The 18,725-nt window shown below is 67.9% G+C and carries 14 protein-coding genes, 2 pseudogenes and 1 riboswitch; of the genes and pseudogenes, 5 read left to right on the top strand and 11 right to left on the bottom strand.

Translation table 11 applies throughout. The features are described 5' to 3' along the window. Positions 1-4: 4 nt before the first annotated feature. Positions 5-1,507 carry a M28 family metallopeptidase gene (locus MHEC_RS21600; RefSeq protein ID WP_048889489.1) on the top strand — a complete coding sequence of 501 codons (1,503 nt, stop codon included), beginning with the start codon at positions 5-7 and terminating at the stop codon, positions 1,505-1,507. Further along, complete coding sequence (locus MHEC_RS21595; protein WP_048889490.1) at positions 1,504-2,967, top strand: M20/M25/M40 family metallo-hydrolase; 1,464 nt, start codon at positions 1,504-1,506, stop codon at positions 2,965-2,967. The genes MHEC_RS21600 and MHEC_RS21595 overlap by 4 nt, the downstream gene beginning before the upstream one ends. A gap of 905 nt (positions 2,968-3,872) precedes the next feature. Here MHEC_RS21595 and MHEC_RS21590 read toward each other — a convergent pair. From MHEC_RS21590 to thiC, 5 genes are all read right to left on the bottom strand, one after another. After that, on the bottom strand, positions 3,873-5,357 hold the full coding sequence (locus tag MHEC_RS21590; RefSeq protein WP_048889492.1) for a flavin-containing monooxygenase: 1,485 nt from the start codon (positions 5,355-5,357) through the stop codon (positions 3,873-3,875). A gap of 117 nt (positions 5,358-5,474) precedes the next feature. Beyond that, entirely contained in the window at positions 5,475-5,852 is a 378-nt protein-coding gene (locus MHEC_RS21585; protein ID WP_048889656.1) for a MerR family transcriptional regulator, read from the bottom strand. Positions 5,853-6,031: 179 nt separating this feature from the next. Further along, positions 6,032-6,655 carry an alpha/beta hydrolase family protein gene (locus tag MHEC_RS21580; RefSeq protein WP_048889493.1) on the bottom strand — a complete coding sequence of 208 codons (624 nt, stop codon included), beginning with the start codon at positions 6,653-6,655 and terminating at the stop codon, positions 6,032-6,034. Beyond that, complete coding sequence (thiD, locus tag MHEC_RS21575; RefSeq protein ID WP_048889657.1) at positions 6,652-7,482, bottom strand: bifunctional hydroxymethylpyrimidine kinase/phosphomethylpyrimidine kinase; 831 nt, start codon at positions 7,480-7,482, stop codon at positions 6,652-6,654. Before thiD ends, MHEC_RS21580 begins: the two co-directional genes overlap by 4 nt. A gap of 50 nt (positions 7,483-7,532) precedes the next feature. After that, complete coding sequence (gene thiC, locus MHEC_RS21570; protein WP_048889658.1) at positions 7,533-9,179, bottom strand: phosphomethylpyrimidine synthase ThiC; 1,647 nt, start codon at positions 9,177-9,179, stop codon at positions 7,533-7,535. Continuing rightward, a riboswitch (TPP riboswitch) is annotated at positions 9,170-9,279 on the bottom strand. (Overlaps the previous gene by 10 nt.) 159 nt (positions 9,280-9,438) lie before the next feature. Between thiC and MHEC_RS21565 the strand changes: the two genes are divergently transcribed. Together MHEC_RS21565 and MHEC_RS21560 are read left to right on the top strand one after the other, a co-directional pair. Then, complete coding sequence (locus MHEC_RS21565; protein ID WP_048889494.1) at positions 9,439-10,095, top strand: PAS and ANTAR domain-containing protein; 657 nt, start codon at positions 9,439-9,441, stop codon at positions 10,093-10,095. Positions 10,096-10,254: 159 nt separating this feature from the next. After that, the gene (locus MHEC_RS21560) at positions 10,255-10,626 is read left to right on the top strand and encodes an STAS domain-containing protein (RefSeq protein WP_048889495.1); all 372 of its coding nucleotides are present in this window, start codon (positions 10,255-10,257) and stop codon (positions 10,624-10,626) included. 3 nt (positions 10,627-10,629) lie between these two features. On the opposite strand, the gene MHEC_RS21555 is transcribed toward MHEC_RS21560, so the two are convergent. Further along, positions 10,630-10,908 (bottom strand): hypothetical protein, encoded by a 279-nt coding sequence (locus MHEC_RS21555; RefSeq protein ID WP_048889496.1) that lies wholly within the window; start codon positions 10,906-10,908, stop codon positions 10,630-10,632. Positions 10,909-10,968: 60 nt separating this feature from the next. Between MHEC_RS21555 and MHEC_RS25160 the strand changes: the two genes are divergently transcribed. After that, positions 10,969-11,256 (top strand): Rv1535 domain-containing protein, encoded by a 288-nt coding sequence (locus MHEC_RS25160; RefSeq protein ID WP_372507361.1) that lies wholly within the window; start codon positions 10,969-10,971, stop codon positions 11,254-11,256. Here MHEC_RS25160 and MHEC_RS25155 read toward each other — a convergent pair. The 5 genes and pseudogenes from MHEC_RS25155 to MHEC_RS21530 form a co-directional block, all read right to left on the bottom strand. Further along, positions 11,225-13,384, bottom strand: a pseudogene (locus MHEC_RS25155) (cation-translocating P-type ATPase); the annotation flags it as partial. The gene MHEC_RS25160 and the pseudogene MHEC_RS25155 overlap by 32 nt on opposite strands. A gap of 2,137 nt (positions 13,385-15,521) precedes the next feature. Beyond that, the gene (locus MHEC_RS21545) at positions 15,522-16,025 is read right to left on the bottom strand and encodes a hypothetical protein (RefSeq protein WP_162838773.1); all 504 of its coding nucleotides are present in this window, start codon (positions 16,023-16,025) and stop codon (positions 15,522-15,524) included. Positions 16,026-16,212: 187 nt separating this feature from the next. After that, a pseudogene (locus MHEC_RS21540) lies at positions 16,213-17,130 on the bottom strand (exodeoxyribonuclease III). After that, positions 17,123-18,031, bottom strand: a complete 909-nt coding sequence (locus MHEC_RS21535; RefSeq protein ID WP_048889498.1) for an N-acetylglutamate synthase, CG3035 family — start codon at positions 18,029-18,031, stop codon at positions 17,123-17,125. Before MHEC_RS21535 ends, MHEC_RS21540 begins: the two are co-directional and overlap by 8 nt. After that, the gene (locus MHEC_RS21530) at positions 18,031-18,624 is read right to left on the bottom strand and encodes a peptide deformylase (RefSeq protein ID WP_048889499.1); all 594 of its coding nucleotides are present in this window, start codon (positions 18,622-18,624) and stop codon (positions 18,031-18,033) included. The genes MHEC_RS21535 and MHEC_RS21530 overlap by 1 nt, the downstream gene beginning before the upstream one ends. Between the last annotated feature and the right edge of the window lie 101 nt (positions 18,625-18,725).

The following is an 18,725-nucleotide window of genomic DNA, read 5'->3' as shown; positions in this document are numbered from 1 at the left end:
TAACGTGGTCGACGTGGAAAACGCATCGAAGGCGATCCTTTCGACAGTTGCCGCCGTCACGGTTTTGGTCGGCGGTTGCGCTCGCCCGCCGAGCACCTCGGCACCGGCAGGCGAGAAACCCGCCGCGGTGCGGTTCGCCGAAGGGCTCCGCGGCCGGATCAGCACCGAGGCGATGATGGCCCACTTGTCGAAGCTGCAAGAGATCGCCGACGCCAACAACGGCACCCGCGCGGTGGGCACCCCCGGTTACGAGGCAAGTGTCGACTATGTCGCGAAGACTTTGCGGGACAATGGTTTCGATGTGCAAACCCCGCAGTTTTCCGCCCGAGTGTTTCACGCCGACCCGGGATCGGTGACCGTGAGTGGCAGGACGGTGGAGGCGCATGCGGTGCAGTTCAGTCTGGCCACCCCGGCGGACGGGGTGAGTGGCCCGCTGGTGGCAGCGCCCGCCGACGACAGCCCCGGCTGCACCGCCTCCGATTACGATGGCTTGCCGGTGCAAGGTGCTGTGGTGTTGGTGGACCGCGGTACGTGCCCGTTCGCGCAGAAGGAAAAGGTGGCTGTGGAGCGCGGTGCGGTGGCAATGGTGGTGGCCGACAACGTCGATGAAAAGGAGATGGGCGGCACGCTCGGCGAGAACACCGACGTCAAGATCCCGGTGGTCAGCGTCACCAAGGCCGACGGTGCACAGCTGCGTGCCCAGCCCGGACCAACCACCGTCAAGCTCAAGGCCGAAACCCAGACGTTTCAGGCCCGCAACGTCATCGCCCAGACCAAGACCGGTTCGACCACCGATGTGGTGATGGCCGGCGCGCATCTCGACAGCGTGCCCGAAGGGCCCGGCATCAACGACAATGGCTCTGGAGTGGCAGCGGTATTGGAAACCGCTCTACGGCTTGGAAATTCGCCGAAAATTCACAACGCCGTGCGATTCGGCTTCTGGGGCGCGGAGGAACTCGGGTTGATCGGGTCGCGCAAGTACATCGAATCGCTCGATGTCGACGGGCTCAAGGACATCGCGCTGTACCTCAACTTCGACATGCTGGGTTCTCCCAACCCTGGCTACTTCACCTACGACGGGGACCAATCGCTTCCGGCGGACCAGCGGGGTAACCCGGTGGTTCCGGAGGGCTCGGCCGGTATCGAGCGCTCGTTGGTTGCCTACCTGAAGTCGGCCGGTAAGACCGCGCAGGACACCTCATTCGACGGCCGCTCGGACTATGACGGGTTCACGCAGGCCGGCATCCCGTCGGGTGGATTGTTCTCCGGGGCGGAAAACAAGAAGTCCGAAGAGCAAGCCAAGCTGTGGGGCGGAACGCCCGGCGAGCCGTTTGACCCTAACTACCACAAGAAGACCGACACACTGGACCAGATCGACCGCACCCCGCTGGGCATCCTGGGCGGGGGTGTCGCCTACGCGGTCGGTCTGTACGCGCAGGATCTCAGCGGGCGCAACGGTGTCCCGATCCGGGAAGACCGCACCCGCCACGCGATCACCACGTCATGATCCGTCCCGCGGGTGCGACCCTGGCGCTGACGGTCGGCCTGCTGGCGGCGTGCTCGTCGTCGCACCCGGCATCGCCGCATTTCGGTGATGTTTTGGCGGCCAAGGTGACCGTGGACGCGATGTTTGCCCATCTGCGCGCCTTGCAGGACATCGCAAATGCCCACAAAGGCAATCGAGCCGAGGGCACGCCGGGTTTTGCTGCGAGCGTCGACTATGTCGCGAAAGCACTGCGCAACAAGGGCTTCGATGTATCGACGCCGCAATTCGACCGGCTCTACACAGCTTCGGCAGGCCAGCCGAGGCTGACCATCGCCGATCACGACTATGCCGTTGACCAGGCGTCGCTGCTGGTGCAGACACCGCCTGGCGGGATAACGGCCCCCGTGATGCGACCGGCTAAGGCGGCCGGTTGTGCGGTCAGCGACTATGCGGGCGCAGCCCCGAAAGGCGCGATCGCCGTCGTCGACGACAGCGGCTGCACCGTGGTCGACAAGCAGAAGGCCGCCGCAGCCAAGGGCGCCGCCGCGCTGGTCGTCACCAGCGAGCCCGGCCACGCAGGCGCGCCGCCCAAGCTGTTCAACCCCGGCTACTACGACCAGCTCACCATGCCGGTCGCGGTCGTCGGCGCCGAGGGCGCGGCCGCTCTGCGCGACACCACCGGGCCGGTGCGGCTCACGCTGGACACCGCCACCGTCAAGATCACGTCGCGCAATGTCTTGGCGCAGACCAAGACCGGGTCGGCCCACGACGTCGTGATGGTGGGTGCGCATCTGGACAGCGTGCCGCAAGGGCCGGGGATCAACGACAACGCGACTGGCGTAGCCGCGGTGCTGGAGACCGCGCTGCAACTGGGCTCGTCCCCGCGGCTGACCAACATGGTGCGATTCGCGTTTTGGGGTGCGGAGGAATCCGGGCTCAACGGTTCACTGGACTACGTGTTCGGCTTGGGCCGCGACGAACTCAACGACGTTGCGCTGTACCTGAATTTCGACACGCTGGGCTCAGCGAACGCGGGATTCTTCACCGACGACGGCGACCAGTCCGCGCCGGGCGGTTCCGGCGGTGCGCCGCAGGAGGTGCCGACCGGCTCGGCCGGTATCGAGCGCACCCTGGCCGGTTATCTGAACCTGGCCGGCAAGCGGCCCTTCGATCTGCCGCTGAGCACCAAAAGCGACTACAGCCCCTTCCTGGTTGCGGGCGTGCCGATCGGCGGCATGACCTCCGGTTCGTCGCAGACGAAAACCACCGTGCAAGCCCGGATTTGGGGCGGTCAAGCAGGAGTGGCCTTCGACCCGAACTACCACAGTGCCCGCGACACGCTTGACAACGTGAATCGAGATGCCCTTGCCATCATGGGCTCCGGCGTGGCGTTCGCCGTGGGTACCTACGCCCAGTCCATCGACGGCGTCAACGGTGTCCCGGGCCACGATCAGCGGCACCGAAAGCAGGTGCGGCCATAGCCATGCCGCATCAGAACGGTGGTGGGTCGTCGTTGTTGTCGGGTGGGGGCAGGTTGGAGTAGTTGGGGTTTTTTCTTGGCGGGCGAGGCGTGCTTGGCGGTTGTGGCGGCGTTCGGTGGCGATGCGCTGTGCGCGGTCGTGGGCGCGGGTGCGCCGGCGTTTGGGCATCATCGCGCTGCGGTCCCCGCAGTAGTGCTGGGGTGGGCTGGCTGGCGGGTCGGCTGTTGCGCCGGTGGGTTGGCAGAGGGCCGGGACCAGCAGCGCGCTGCCCGGGGTGGTGACATAGGTGTGTCCGGTCGGCACTGTGGCCACCCCCGCAACCTGCGTAAAGCAGCACCGCAACAGCCCAAGATCGTCGCTGCGCGCCGTCCGCGGCCGGTGACGTACGGGCCCGATGTCACCGCCGCGCCAACCGTCTGCCGGACAGTGCTCGAAACGCCAGCCAGCAAACGGCTTGTGGCTACCTCGTTCGCCAACGCGGGAGTTGGCGGGAGTTGGCGGCGATCTGTTACACCGAGCGGGTCAACGTGACTCCGGCCGACCAAGAGCTGCTGCGCAACGTATAGCAGTCGACGATCGACTCGTGGGTGCGGCTGCCCACTGCGACGCGGCCGTCACTAACACCCGGGCAGGCGCGGTTTTGGTGCATTCCGCCATGGCGCTGCCGGTCGACTTGGAACAGCTGGTGCACCACGAAAGGCAACTGCGCTATTCGGCGCTCACGAATTGCGATGCCGACGAGATAAGCGGCTTTAACGATCAGCCCGACGATGGTCAGGCTGCGGGTCTTCGGATCGGTGAAGCCCAGTCCGAGTATCGTCTCTATTCCGCCGTCGGTGCAGCTATGGCGTCGAGTGCGGCGGTCAAGCCAGACCGTAGAACCGCGCGATGCGCCTGGATTCCCCTTAGGCGAATGTGTAGTCGCTCAACGGAAATCGCGAGCCTTCCCGGACAGCGTTGCGCGTGGACGTGGGTCGCAGCAGCGCCGCCTCCCCGCTGCGGTTGAAATAGTATGACCGTGACGATGCACAGTCACCGGCGTAAAACACCGAGTCGTCAAGTAGTCTGGTCATCCGGTCCAGAAATCGCGCGTTGGCCTCTTCGGTGACCTCGAATGTGGTTGCGCCCCTGCGCTTGAGTTCGCTGAACAACCGGTCCATGTGCCGCATCTGATATTCCATCGTGTTGAAGAACGACAGACCGGAAAAAGCGTACGGGCTGGCCAAGCTGAGGTAGTTAGGGAAGTAGGGGATGGACACTCCTTGGTAGGCCTGGAATCGGTTCTCCCGCCACCACTTTCCGAGGTTTCTGCCCTGCCGGCCGATCAGCTCGATAGCCGGGAAGTTGGCGTCCCACAGGTCGAATCCGGTGGCCAGCACCAGGGTGTCGATCTGGGTCTTGTGGCCGTCGCCGGTGACGATGCCGTCGGGCTCGACTCGCTCGATCGAGTTGGTCTCCAGGTGCACATGCGGTCTGGTGAAGGTGCGGTAGTAGCTGTTGGACCAGGTGGGCCGCTTGCAACCGAAGTCGTAGTCGGGCGTGAGCTTGCGGCGCAGCTCCTTGTCGCGCACCGAGACGAAGCGGTTGATCTTGGCAAGATCGGCGGCGGCGATGTTGAGTCGGCGGAACTGGCGGTAGTGCAGCACACCGGTCACCGTCATCATCTCGAAGAGCGTGTCGGTCACCAGCCGGAAGGCCCGGTGCACCAGCGGCAGCCTGGCGAACGTTTCCTGCAACCAGGGTGGGATTGCGAAGTCGATCTTGGGGACGACGTGAATGGCGGTGCGCTGATAGACGGTCAGGTCGGCGACCTGCTTGGCCAGTTCGGGGACCAGCTGCACCGCGGTGGCGCCGGTTCCGATGAGACCGACGCGACGGCCCGCGAAGTCGTAGCTGTCGTCCCAGGCGGTGGTGTGGATGATCTTGCCGTTGAAATCGGCGATGCCCGGGATATCCGGGGTGTGGGGCTGAGACAAAAACCCGGTTGCGGTGACCAGGAATCGTGTGGTGAGGGTTTCACCGCCGGCGAGCTGCACCAGCCAGACCCGCGCCTCGTCGTCCCAGCGGGCACCGTCGACGGCGGTGTTGAACCGCATGTGGCGGCGCACGTCGTACTTGTCGGCGACCCCTTCGGCGTACCGCTTGAGTTCCGGACCCGGTGCGAATAGCCGCGACCAGTACGGGTTGGGTTCGAACCAATACGAGTAGGTGGTGGACGGGATGTCGACGGCCAGTCCGGGATAGCGGTTGACGTGCCAGGTTCCGCCCAGATCCGCTTCGCGATCAACAACGAGGAGGTTGTCGTATCCGAGCCGCTTGAGCGCAATGGCCGCCCCAATACCACCAAAGCCCGCGCCCACGATCACGACGTCGAACTGCTCGGCGTTCATGCTAACGAACCGTACCTTGACTCCCGAGTAACCTGCTAGCCGCCGCGCTACCGGCCGCAGCGATGATAGCGAGTCGTTACCCCCGGCTTTTGCCCGCGGCGAAGCCGGCCGGCGCCGCTATGTACCCGGGTGATCGTCCCGCACGGTCTTGCTTCGACGGGCAGTCGAACCGGGGCGTCGGCCGCGCTTGCCGGATCGCAGCCGCATGATGTCGGCGCGCAGCGCCGCGTTGTCGTCCTCAAGGTCGAGGATTCGGGCGACGCCGGCCAGGTTGACGCCGGCCGCGACCAATTCGGTGATGCGCTGCAGCCGGGCCAGATCGTCCGCGCTGTAGCGACGGGTCCCGCCCTCGCTGCGAGCGGGGCTGACCAGGCCGTAGCGTTCGTAGAGTCGCAGCGACTGGGCGCCCGCCCCGGACAGCTCCGCGGCGACGGAAATGCCGTACACCCCCTGATCGGGGGCCGGCACGCCGGTGGGCAGGCGCCGATCGCCCATTGCGGCATCGTGGGAATCGCTCACAGAAAACCTATTTACCACACTTGCGTCGTATTGGCGGAAGCGATTGATGAAATCTATGTAGAATGACATAGATTTCTTGGCAGATGCAGACGTCGGAGTGGGGCTCGAGGTGACCACCATGCTGTCTGCGGCCCGTTGCGCGAGGCGAGATCGCCTCACTTGTGCTCGAGCAATTGCATCGCCGCGTGCACCGCCAGGGCGGGCACGTCAACGTCCTTGCACCGCAAATCGTGACGAGCGCCGACGATCTCGACGACTCGCGTCGGCGCCGGTATCAGCGCAGCGGCGGCGCGCATCTCGCCGAGTGTGCCGAATGGGTCGGATGCGCCGTGGGTGAACACCGTGGGCACCGTGATCTCGGACAGGTGTTCGGTACGGGCGCGCTCAGGCTTGCCCGGTGGATGCAGCGGGTAGGAGAACAGCATCAGCAGCTGCACCTGCGCCCGGCGACAGGCCACCACCATCGACGTCTGCCGGCCGCCGTAGGAATGGCCGCCGGCGATCAGCGGCCCGTCGGCCAGGCCCCGGCACGTCTCGATGGCCTCGACGATGCCGGCGCGGTCAGCGGTGCCCGAACCCGACGGCGGGCCGGTCGGCCGCCGCCGCCGGTATGGCAGGTTGTAGCGCACCGCCAGCCAGCCCCGGCGTGCCCATTCGTCGCAAACCTGATGCAGCAGTGTGGATTCCCGGCTTCCGCCAGCGCCGTGGGTCAACACCACCACACCGCACGGGGTGCCGCGGGGTTCGTGCGCGACGCCGCCGATCTGCTGGAGATTCATCGGCCCAGCCGAAACAGCGGCGAGACGGGGCCGTGGCCGTGCCCGAGCGGGTATGCGGCCCGCAGGCATTCGGTCACCCACCGCTTGCCGAACGCAACCGCGTCCGGGACGGGGTAGCCGTGCGCAAGCGCGCACGCCACCGCGACCGACAGCGTGTCACCGGCACCGTGGTCGTGGCTGGTGTCGATGCGCGGCGAGTCGAATTCGCGAAACTCGCTGCCGTCAAACAGCAGGTCGGTGCTGGACGCCGATGGTCGCAGGTGCCCACCCTTCACCAGTACCCACTGGGCCCCCAGCGCGTGCAGGGCCCGGGCCGCCTCGCGCTGCGTGTCGGTGTCGACGACGTCGATGCCGACCAGCAGCCGGACTTCGTGCAGGTTGGGTGTGACCAGTGTCGCCAACGGAAACAACTCGGCGCGAAGGGTTTCCAGCCCGCTCGGTTCTAGCAGCGGATCACCGTGCATGGACGCGCACACCGGATCGACAACCAGCGGCACATCCGGGCTGTGGTCACGCCAGGCCGAGGCGACGACTGCGATGATCTCCGGCGATGCCAGCATGCCGGTCTTGGCCGCCTGAAAGCCGATGTCGTGTGTCACGACCTCGACCTGCGCGGCGATCACCTGCTCGGGAACCAAATGGAAACCCTTGACACCCAAGGAGTTTTGCACTGTCACTGCGGTTACAGCGCACAGCGCGTGCACACCCAGCAGCGTGCAGGTGCGGATGTCGGCTTGCAGGCCGGCACCGCCCCCGGAGTCCGATCCGGCGATCGTCAGCACCCGCGGCGGGGTTGCACCGGAGCGGGGCAGCGGCAGGTAAGTCACCGGGCTCGATGAGCGGCGACCCGCGTCGCCCGGCTCCGCCGCGCGTGCGATCACCGCTGGGCGATGGGCAGATACACGCGGTTGCCGTGCTCGGCGAACTCGCGCGACTTCTCGGCCATCCCGGCAGCCAGGACGGCTTCGATGTCCTCTTCGGTTTCCAGTCCATGCGCGGCGGCGTAGTCACGGACGTCCTGGGTGATGCGCATCGAGCAGAACTTCGGCCCGCACATCGAGCAGAAATGGGCGGTCTTGGCCGGCTCGGCCGGCAGCGTCTCGTCGTGGAACTCCCGGGCGGTGTCGGGATCCAGCGACAGCGCGAACTGGTCGTTCCACCGAAACTCGAAGCGGGCCTTGCTCAGCGCATCATCCCGTTTTTGTGCGTGCGGGTGGCCCTTGGCCAGATCGGCCGAGTGCGCGGCGATCTTGTAGGCGATCACCCCGTCCTTGACGTCCTTGCGGTCCGGCAGGCCCAGGTGTTCTTTCGGGGTGACGTAGCACAGCATCGCGGTGCCGGCCTGCGCGATGATCGCCGCGCCGATCGCCGAGGTGATGTGGTCGTAGGCCGGGGCGATGTCGGTGGCCAGCGGGCCGAGCGTGTAGAACGGGGCCTCGTCGCAGCACTCCTCTTCCAGGCGCACGTTCTCGACGATCTTGTGCATCGGGATATGCCCCGGACCCTCGATCATCACTTGCGCGCCACGAGCTTTCGCGATCTTGGTCAGCTCACCCAGGGTGCGCAGCTCGGCGAACTGCGCGGCGTCGTTGGCGTCGGCGATCGACCCGGGCCGCAGCCCGTCGCCCAGTGAGAACGTCACGTCGTAGCGGGCGAAGATGTCGGCCAGCTCCTCGAAGTTGGTGTAGAGGAACGATTCCTGGTGATGGGCCAGGCACCAGGCGGCCATGATCGACCCGCCGCGAGACACGATCCCGGTCACCCGCTTAGCGGTTAACGGCACATACCGCAGCAGCACCCCGGCGTGCACGGTCATGTAGTCCACGCCCTGCTCGCACTGCTCGATGACGGTGTCGCGGTAGATCTCCCAGGTCAGTTTGGTGGGATCGCCCTTGACCTTCTCCAGCGCCTGATAGATCGGCACCGTGCCGACCGGTACCGGTGAGTTGCGCAGGATCCACTCCCGGGTTTCGTGGATGTCCTTGCCGGTGGACAGGTCCATGACGGTGTCCGCCCCCCACCGAGTGGCCCACACCATCTTGTCGACCTCCTCGGCGATCGAGCTCGTCACCGCCGAATTCCCAATGTTCGCATTGACTTTGACGGCGAACGCTTTGCCGATGATCATCGGTTCGGCTTCGGGATGGTTGTGGTTGGCCGGGATCACCGCGCGCCCGCGGGCCACCTCGTCGCGCACCAGTTCGGCCGGCATGCCTTCCCGCACCGCGATGTAGGCCATCTCCGGGGTGATCTCCCCGGCCCGGGCCCGCTGCAGCTGGGTGCCGCGGTCACGGACCACGCCCGGACGCGGCGGCAGGCCGCAATGCAGGTCGATCACCGCGTCGGGATCGGTGTAGGGACCGGAGGTGTCGTAGAGGTCGAAATGCTCTCCGGTGGACAGGTGCACCCGCCGAAACGGCACCTTTGCACCGGGAACGTTGTCGACGTCGCGGTAGACCTTGCTGCTGCCGGCGATGGGGCCGGTGGTCACGGACGGTGCGACGGAAACGGACAGATCGGTCATGAGCATCTCCCTACGACGGCATTACCCGGTCAGGTTCGGACGGTCGACGGCCCCAGCCGTCCTCTCAGCGCACTCGGCGCGCGCTCCCGCGTGGATTTATTGGATGGCACCACGCTAGCGCAGCCCGGCAGCGGTGCCCAGCCCGCCGCGGGCGGCCGCACATCTCGGCCGAAGCTATGGCTGCCGGTATTCGGCGTGGGATGATCGCGGCGTGGCACACAGGCCGACCGAGACAGCCAGGAAAACGGTGGGTGGGGCGATGGCGTCGGTGGTCGGTGAGTACTTGACCGTGGGGGAGTTCCGTTTCTGGTTCGTCGGTCAGCGCTGGGAGTGGTCCGACGAACTGGTCCGAATGCACGGCTACCAGCCGGGGTCCGTGCAGCCGACAACCGAACTAGTGTTGGCGCACAAGCATCCCGACGACCGCGCTCATGTCCAGGAGCTTTTGGACCAGGCACTGCAGTCGCAGACCTCGTTCTCCAGCCGTCACCGGTTTCTCGATACAGCAGGCAATGTTCACGACGCGATCGTGGTGGCCGACCGGATGTTGGACGACAACGGCGCGGTGGTGGGCACGGAAGGCTACTACATCGACCTCACGGGCGTCTTCGATGAGGCCCGCGACGAGACCCGTCAGGAGGTCCTCGACGAGACCCTGCCTGAACTGCTGGAATCCCGGGCGGTGATCGAGCAGGCCAAAGGCATGCTGATGGCCGTCTACCGGATCAGCGCCGATCAGGCCTTCCGGGTCCTGCGGTGGCGGTCGCAGGAGACGAACGTCAAACTGCGTGCGCTGGCCAAGCAGCTGGTCGGCGAAGTGGTTGCCGCCGCCCCGGTGTCGTCGACGGTCCAGAACCAGTTCGACCACCTACTGCTGACCGTTCACCACCGCGTGCCGGCGGAATCGGCATCGTAGCGGCAAAAACGATTTGCCACTTTTGAGTCAAGCCGCCGAGCTAAGCTGTGAACCACCCCAGGACGGCGAAGACGGCGGATTCGGGCACCGCGCTTTGTCTCTCGACCGGACGCTGCCCACACGGTCTTCGGACCGGCGGATAAATTCGAGGCAACACCGATGGAATTGTTGGCGGTTGACCGCGAGGACCGCGAGGACTGCATCGTCGTTCGCGTCAAGGGCGACATTGACTCTGGTACCGTCGGCGAACTGGTCTCCGCGCTGACGACGGCGCTGGACGAGGCATCCACGCATCCGGCCCGGATGCTGGTCGTCGATCTACAGGCGGTGACCTTCTTCGGCAGCGCCGGCTTGAACGCGGTGCTCGATTGCCACCACGCGGGTGCCGCCGCCGGGACGTCGGTTCGACTGGTCGCCGACAACGCCCAGGTGATTCGCACCATCGAGGTGACGAACCTGGACCGGGTGCTCGACGTCTATCCCACCCTCACCGAGGCGCTGCGATCGTCCGATTCCGACCAGCAGCGCTAAGCGTCAGACGTCTTCCATCGCTTCGCCAAGCTGCTCCAGGAGGCGGTTGTGGTGGCTGTTGGCCAGGATGTGTCCGGCGGCGATGACCAGGGCGACCGGCCAGTCGATGAGCTCGAACATCGCCAGCGCGGCCAACCCGCCGAAATAGGCCAGCTGTTCGGGCCGCGGAATTTCGATTTGGCCCACCACCGGGAGATTGACGGCGAACGTCTCTCCGGCGCGTATCTCTTCCACCGCTTCGCGTTGGGATGTGCGGAGGCGTGACTTCCTTTCAACCATCATTTGCCTTTCGGTAACGAAGGATTTGCCGCCGAGCCGGGTGCTGCGGTCACTGTCGGACGTATGGCGACGGATGCTCTGGCCGATCCGCTGGCTTCAGCGCTGGCACCGTTGCTGACTGTTCCCCTGGTTGAGCTGTACGCGGTGCTGTGGCGCGTCGGCGTCCTGGAGGTCGTGCACGCTGATCGTTCACCGGCTCGGCTCGACTCGTCTGCGGCGCTGGCAGTGCTGCTCGCGGCGCGCCGACAAGGCGGTTTATCACGCCCACCGCGGCGGTGGCAGCGGTCGCCGAACCCAGCGCCTGCGCCCACGCCACCGGACCAAGCGGCGTGCAGCCAAGCAGCTGGCTGACCCCGGGAATACTGATCAGCGTCCCCATCACGACAAGAGAGCCGCCGGCCGTGAGCACCACCAGCGGAGCGCGCGAATCCAGCAGCGTCTGACCCAACTGAGTGGCGACCAGCGCGACCAGCGCCGCGGTCGACGCACGTTGCGGCCGCCCGGTGACACTGGCCATCGCCCACGCCGCCGTGGCCGCGGCCGCCGTCGTCGCCCCCCGAACGCCCACCGCGCGCCACAGGACCTGCTCATCTAGGCCGCGTGTGCCGCGCTCGCCGGCGCTGGTTGTCGGGCTCACCGCGAGCGCCGCGGCCGGCAGCGCGTCGGTCAACATGTTCACCAGCAGCAGCTGGCGGGTGTTAAGCGGCGAACGCCCGGTGATCGCGCTGCCGATGATGGCGAACACCACCTCCCCGGCGTTGCCGCCGAGCAGCACCGACACCGCCGCCTGTACCCGTCGCCACAGTTCGCGGCCCTCGTCGATGGCTTGTGGCAGCGCCTCGATGCGGGCGTCGGTGAGCACCACGTCGGCGACGGTGTGGGCCGGGTCGCTACCGCGCGCCACCACGCCGATTCCGACGGTGGCGGCCCGGATCGCGGCGGCGTCGTTGGAGCCGTCGCCGACCATCGCGCACACCCGGCCCGCCCGCTCCAGGGTCTGCACGATCTGCACTTTGTTTTCCGGTGACATCCGGGCGAAGACCACCCGTTCGGCGACCGCGCGCTCCTGGTCCTTGCGCGACATCGCGTCCCACTCCGAGCCGCTGATGACCTGATCCACGGTCACCGGCATACCCAGCTCCTGGGCGATCGCCGCCGCGGTAATCGGATGGTCGCCGGTGATCAGTCGGATGTCGACATCGCGGTCACGCAGATCGGCAAGCAGGCCCGGGGCCTCGGCCCGCATGGTATCGGCGAGCCCGAGCAGTCCGACCAGCGTCAACTGGCCGGCGCATAACTCGGCGATGGCGTCGTCGGGGTCGTCGTCGACGGCCCGGATCTGCGCCGGGTCGAGCTGCCGGCGCGCCACCGCGATGACCCGCAAACCGCCGGCCGCCAGTTCCCGAACCGTGCGCTCCACGTCCGCGCCGGCATCTGGGCAGCGGGCCAACACCACTTCCGGTGCGCCCTTGACCGTCAGCTCGTCGTCGGTCACCGACGCCGAGAACGACCTGCCGGAACGGAACGGCAGATGGGCGTCGGGTTCGCCGGCGGGACCCGAACCGTCGACGGCCAGCGCCGCCTCGGTGATGGCCACGTCGGTGGCGTGGATCTGCGGGCCGCCGTTGGCCGCCGGTGCCGCGTGCGCCGCGCACCGCAGCACCTCTTCGCGGGAGTGCCCGGACACCGGGTGGACCCGGGCCACTCGCAGCCGGTTCTCCGAGAGCGTCCCGGTCTTGTCGAAGCAGACCACGTCGACCCGGCCCAGCGCCTCCACCGAACGCGGAACGCGGACCAGCGCACCGAAGTTCGTCAGCCGCCGCGCCGAGGCCTGCTGCGCCAGGGTGGCCACCAGCGGCATGCCCTCGGGAACGGCCGCCACCGTGACGGCGATGCCGCTGGCCACCGCCTCGCGTAAACCCCTGCGCCGCAACAAGCCCAGCGCGCTTACCAGCGCGCCGCCGGTCGCGCTGATGGGCCATGCCCGATTCGTGAGCTGGCTCAGCTGATGCTGCAGCCCTATTTCGGGCAACTCGCTGGATACCAGTTCGGCAGCGCGGCGCACCTGGGTCTCGGCGCCGACGGCGGTCACCAGCGCCGTCGCGGTTCCCGCCACCACGGTGGTGCCGGCGTAGAGCATGCAGCGCCGCTCGGGCAGGTCCGCGCCCGGTGTGGGTTCGACCTGCTTGGGCACCGACAGCGACTCCCCGGTGAGCGTGGCCTCGTCGACCTCGAGGTCCTCCTCCTCGATGATTCGGGCGTCCGCGGGCACCACCTCGTGGGTGCGCACCTCGATCACATCACCGGGCCGCAGTTGCTCGGCGAGAACCCTGGTGTAGACCCGGCTACCGTCGGCACGGGTTTCGACTTTTCGGGCCGGCGGAACCTGTTGAGCCAGTAGGCGATTAAGCCGACTCTCGGCGCGCAGCCGCTGGCTGGCCGCCAGGATCGAATTGCCGGTCAGCACCGAACCGACCATCACCGCGTCGACGGGTGAGCCCAGTATCGCGCTGGCCGCGGAGCCGAGCGCCAGCACCGGTGTCAGCGGATCCGACAGTTCGGCGCGAACGGCCTTGAGGAACTGCCATAGCGCGCGAGTTGGTGTCCCGGTGACTTGCGCGCCACGTTGCGCGGTGGCCAGTGCGCGCGTTGCCATCGGCCGGTGTCGCGGCTCCGCCGCCTCAGCGACATCCGGCGGCGGCAGCATCTTGCGGACCTGCTCGACCGTCATCGCATGCCATTCGTGGACCGGGGTGGGTATTGGCGCGGGCGCGGTAACCACCTTGCGGGCGAGCAGGTAGCCGGAAAACAGGCCGGCCGCGGCGCCGGTGGTCACCGGTCCGGGCCCGCGGCCGCGGACACCGGGCAGCATGAACAGCGCGCCCAAAGCCGACGCGCCCGCCGATATCTCGATCCCGCGCCGGCTCGCCGATTTGGCCGCGGGCAGCGCGTGCAGCACCCGCCAGGCCGCCGCCAAGTCGGGCAGCAGCAGGTGGGCGAACCACGGCGGCGGTTCGGCGTCGTCGTCGGGCACCACCCCCAGCGCCAGATCGGCACGGGAAAGCGCTTGCGCGCCGGCCGACGACAACACAGCGACGGTATGGCCGGCACGTTGCCACGCGGTCACCGCGGCGGAGAGCGCGTCGTCGAGGGACTTGTTTTCCCGCGGCTGGATCTCGTCGAACGCCGGTCGTAGCTCGCCGAGGTCGTCGGTGTCGACGGAGACCAGCTCGACCCCGCAGTGGCGGGCCTCGGTAACCACGGCCGAGGCCAGCGGGTCATGGGCTGGGCAGATCAACGCCTCGACGTCGCCCGGGGTTCCGGGCACCCGGTGCCAGCCGGCACGAAGATCGGGGTTGTCCAGCAGGGACTGGGCTCGGGCCCAGGCGGGGGACAACTCGTCTTCGTCGGCACCGCGGACGCGCACCACGCGCAGCCGGTCGGTGCACAGCACCCTCGGGTCGATGATCAGCACGTCGACCCGGTCCAGCCGGCGCAGGATCTCCGGGCGCAGCGGCAGGACCGAATGCTGGTCGGCCAGTCCGCGCCCGAGGGTCGCTGCGAACGACTCACGCGTGGTGCGGCTGGCCTTCGGCGCGGTCACCAATGTCGCCGTGGCGGCCCTGTCGACGCTGCGGGTGGCGGCGCCGACCAGCGCGGCAGCGACCGCCTGCACGACGGCGGCGGCGGCGGCGTGGCGGTCGGCGGGCGTCGCCGGCGGCGGCGCGGGCCGTGACGGCAGGTGGCCGGTCGCGTTGTCGGCGTGCCGGGCCAGCCGCGGCTCAAGCCGGTGCCACGCTTTGGCCTCGGCGACTGATTCGGCGGCCTTCAGCGCCTCGACCGTCACATCCACCGCCAGTGATCCCAGCGACAGCGTCATGGTTTCGGCCGCGGCCATGGCCAGTTCCAGCACCGTGTCGGCGGCGGGGCGGCCAATGCGGTCTTCGAGCAGGCGGCGCAACCGTGGCTGGTAGGTCGCGACCACAGCGGCCGCCACGACCGCGTTGGGCATCGGCGGCCATCGCAGCGCTCGCCCGATCAGGGCCGCGCCCAGCCCCACCGCGTTGGCGCTGACCGTTGCCATCCGGGTCGCCAGCAGCAGGCCGTCCCCCGGCAGGCTGGCGGGGCGCGCCGACCGGTCGCGAGGTGGCCGGGGGTATCGCGCTTCGGCGTCTGCGACTGCGCGGCACAGATCGCGCAACGACACCCGCTCGCCGTCGATGTCCACGACCACCCGTGATAGCGGGCGGTTCAGTCTGGCGGCGGTGACCCCGGGCTGCGCGGCGACCCCGTCGAGCACGACGCGGCCGAGTTCGTCGCCGTCGGGACCGGTGAGCCCGCGTACCTCGATCCAGGCGCGGTTATCGCCGCGCCAGCAGTGCCGGGTAAGGGTCGCACCGGAAAGCCCGCGGGAAAGCACCCTGGCCCCTTCGCGAACCGGCATGGTGGCGATCCCGATGCCGGCGGAGGCCAGTGACGTCACGGCGGTGGCTGCGGTATTCACCGATGCGCCGACGAGTGCTGACGTTGCCTGTAGTCCCATCGTGATCCCGCGCAGCGGCATGGATCTTCCCACCGATCCGACGGTACTCAATCGTTACTCAATGTCCTCTGGACTACTGCCTGCCCCGTGCTTGGCCGCTTCGTGGTCGCCGCGCGGGCGCCTTCGCGGCCTTGGTTGTTGTCTGCTTCCTCGGCGATTGCGAAGCCTTCCTTGGCGATTGAGCGGTCGCGGCCGCGCTCGCTTGGGTGGGCGCGGCCTTGACCGGCGCTGCTTTGGCGGGCGCTGCTTTGGTCGGCACTGCTTTGGCCGCCGTCCTCGTCGCGGCGGATTGCCGGTTAAGTTGCCGCAGCACCAGCGCGGTGCCGCCGATCGCCAGCACCAACGGCCACTCGACCAAACCGGTGACGCCGAGCGCGCCTAACGTCAACGCCGCAGCCGGCGTCGAATGGCTTCCACTGGCCAGGCCGCGCTGAACCCCGGCGGCCGCTCCCTGCACAGCGCCGACGACTCCGTTGACCGCGGCCCCGCCGACCGCGCCCGCGGCCATCGTGGTCGCATTTGCGGCACGACCGACTGCCCGACCTACGCCGCGTACCGCGCCGCCGACACCCATCATCGCTCCCTGACCCTTGCTTGAATCCGCAGCAGACCGGTTCGCCACGGTATACCCGCAAACGCGTCGTCCTCACGGAAACAGCAAGATTCTGACCATTATCTATAAACCGTGCGTCCCGCAGCAAGCAAACACGCAGCCGACCCACAGCTGGTTGTCAGTGACCGGGCCGGTGTTGTCGCCGTGCGGCTCAATCGCGGCGCAGGTCCACCACTACCGGAGCATGGTCGCTGGGCGCCTTGCCCTTGCGCTCCTCGCGCACGATCTGCGCGTTGACGACCCGCACCGCCAATGCGGGGGAAGCGAGGATGAAGTCGATGCGCATCCCCTGGTCTTTCGGGAAACGCAGCGCCGTGTAGTCCCAGTAGGTGTAGACGCCCGGGCCGGGGGCGAAAGGCCTTACCACGTCAGTGAATTGGGCGTCGATGATGGCGTTGAACGCTTTGCGTTCGGGTTCGGAGACATGAGTGCAACCCCGGTAGAACTCGATGCTCCAGACGTCGTCGTCGGTGGGGGCGATGTTCCAGTCTCCGGCCAGTGCGATCTGCGCCGACGGATCCTCTCGCAACCATCCTTCTGCTGTATCACGCAGCGCGGCAAGCCAATTCAGCTTGTAAATGTAGTGCGCGTCGTCCAGAGCGCGGCCGTTGGGAACGTAGAGGCTCCACACCCGCACACCGGCGCAGGTTGCGGCCAGCGCGCGGGCTTCGGCTGCGGCCGTCGCGTCCGTTGGTCAGGGCGGCCCGCTGCGTCCGGCTCCGCCGGGCCTGCGATCACCTCGCGGGCCGCTGCTCCAGGTGGGCTGCCCGGGAAAGCCGACTTGGATGTTGTCGAGGCCCACCCGCGACGCGATCGCCACCCCGTTCCATTGGTTGAACCCGCAGTGCGCCACCTCGTAGCCCAGTTCGAAGAACGGCAGGGTGGGGAACTGGTCGTCCGCACACTTGGTTTCCTGCATGGCCAGCACGTCGACGTCGGCGCGGCGCATCCAATCGAGCACGCGGTCCAAGCGGATCCGAATTGAGTTCACATTCCAGGTCGCCAGCCGAAGTAGCGGCGCTCGCAAGCGCGGCGAAGCCGGATGCAGCGGGTCGTCCCCGTCAACCATGGCCCGACCATAGCTCGGGCGGCACTGTCAGATAGCGGCCGCGATGGTGCAGCGCAAAGCCCAGTGATTCGGCCGCACTGGCGGCGAGCGTGTCGCCGTCGTGGACGCGCAGATAGCCGCGGGTCGCGCCGCGGCCGGCACCCCAAGACAGCAGCGTCTGGCACAGCCGCATAGCGTGCGGCGTCCCGTCTGGATCGTCGGTTGCTGCCAGCGCCGACAGGCCCACCCAGCGGGTGCCGTCCGGCGCGTCGGTTACCGCCGCGCGGGCCACCGCCATGCCGGCGCAGTTGCCGAACACCACTTCGCCGCCGAGGACGGCGGTCAGCACGTCGACCGGCACAGCGCGGGGCTGAAGCCGCAGCCAGTCGTCGTCGGGTTGCGCCGCCAACGTGACCGATGGCTGCCGATCCGCTCGGCCGACACCACGCACCAGCATCTGATGCGGGTGTTCGCCCGCCGCCGCTACGCGCAGCAGGCGATCGGGAACCGCCAGCCGCGGCGTCAGGCCCCGCTGCCGATACCAGTCCACGATCGCGGGGATAGCACTTAGGGCAGCTGAAATATCAAGCGGCACAGCTGAATTAGCTGAAACTGTGACGCCGTGTCCAGCGCGCAGCAGCCAGCCGTCCACCCAGTGCTGCTCGACACCGGGCCAGGCAAGCGCAGCGGCGTGCTCGAGTCCGCGGATCTGGGAGGTGCGTACCGGCATGTCGGTCAGCACCCGCAGTGCCACCGCGTCGCCGGGGGCGAACTGCACCACCGCTCCGGTCTTGGTCCGCACCCGCACCACCGGGTCGACCTGAAGCAGCTGGCCCACCGCGTCGGTCAGCGGCGGCACCGACCCGGGCGGTCGGCGGTAGCGCACCGTTACCCGCGTCCCCGGATCAGGCCACGACACCATCAGTGACCGAACGGGTCGGGCCCCTCACCCGGTGTCCAGGAAAGTCCCGGCACTCCCCAGCCGTGCGCTTTGATCGCCCGTTTCGCGGCGCGGGCGTGTCGGCCAATCAAGCGGTCCAGGTACAAAACGCCGTCCAGATGCCCGGTCTCGTGCTGCAGCATCCGGGCGAACAGTCCGGTGCCCTCCACGCTGACCGGATTGCCCTCGGCGTCGAGTCCGGTGACCCGAGCCCATTTCGCGCGTCCGGTCGGGAACGACTCCCCGGGCACCGATAGGCAACCCTCGTCGTCGGTATCGGGATCGGGCATGGTTTCTGGTATTTCGGAGGTTTCCAGCACCGGGTTGACGACCACGCCACGGCGGCGGGCGGTTTGGCCGCGCTCATCGGCGCAGTCGTAGACGAACAGCCGCAGCCCCACCCCAATCTGGTTGGCGGCCAAGCCTACCCCGTAAGCAGCGTCCATGGTGTCGTACAGAGTGGCGATCAAGTCGGGCAGATCGTCCGGCAACGAGCCGTCGGGACCAACCGGCACCGGGGCGGTCGGAGTGTGCAAGATCGGGTCGCCCACGATGCGAATAGGTACGACGGCCATGGCAATGCAGCTTAGGCGGTGCGACGATGCGCGCTGCGAAGCGGCGGGAGGAGGAGCATCGCTGTTGGGTTGGGCGGACAGAACTGAGCCGACTCGCGGGG

It is taken from the genome of Mycobacterium heckeshornense, from assembly GCF_016592155.1.
GTDB classification, from domain to species: domain Bacteria; phylum Actinomycetota; class Actinomycetes; order Mycobacteriales; family Mycobacteriaceae; genus Mycobacterium; species Mycobacterium heckeshornense.
This window is presented reverse-complemented; position numbering and strand designations above follow the sequence as displayed.

Coding starts and splice junctions, on each gene's coding strand:
- MHEC_RS21595 (WP_048889490.1), top strand. CDS start 1,504: ATGATCCGTCCCGCGGGTGCGACCCTGGCGCTGACGGTCGGCCTGCTG.
- MHEC_RS21590 (WP_048889492.1), bottom strand. CDS start 5,357: ATGAACGCCGAGCAGTTCGACGTCGTGATCGTGGGCGCGGGCTTTGGT.
- MHEC_RS21585 (WP_048889656.1), bottom strand. CDS start 5,852: ATGGGCGATCGGCGCCTGCCCACCGGCGTGCCGGCCCCCGATCAGGGG.
- MHEC_RS21580 (WP_048889493.1), bottom strand. CDS start 6,655: ATGAATCTCCAGCAGATCGGCGGCGTCGCGCACGAACCCCGCGGCACC.
- thiC (WP_048889658.1), bottom strand. CDS start 9,179: ATGACCGATCTGTCCGTTTCCGTCGCACCGTCCGTGACCACCGGCCCC.
- MHEC_RS21565 (WP_048889494.1), top strand. CDS start 9,439: ATGGCGTCGGTGGTCGGTGAGTACTTGACCGTGGGGGAGTTCCGTTTC.
- MHEC_RS21560 (WP_048889495.1), top strand. CDS start 10,255: ATGGAATTGTTGGCGGTTGACCGCGAGGACCGCGAGGACTGCATCGTC.
- MHEC_RS21555 (WP_048889496.1), bottom strand. CDS start 10,908: ATGATGGTTGAAAGGAAGTCACGCCTCCGCACATCCCAACGCGAAGCG.
- MHEC_RS25160 (WP_372507361.1), top strand. CDS start 10,969: ATGGCGACGGATGCTCTGGCCGATCCGCTGGCTTCAGCGCTGGCACCG.
- MHEC_RS21545 (WP_162838773.1), bottom strand. CDS start 16,025: ATGATGGGTGTCGGCGGCGCGGTACGCGGCGTAGGTCGGGCAGTCGGT.
- MHEC_RS21535 (WP_048889498.1), bottom strand. CDS start 18,031: ATGGTGTCGTGGCCTGATCCGGGGACGCGGGTAACGGTGCGCTACCGC.
- MHEC_RS21530 (WP_048889499.1), bottom strand. CDS start 18,624: ATGGCCGTCGTACCTATTCGCATCGTGGGCGACCCGATCTTGCACACT.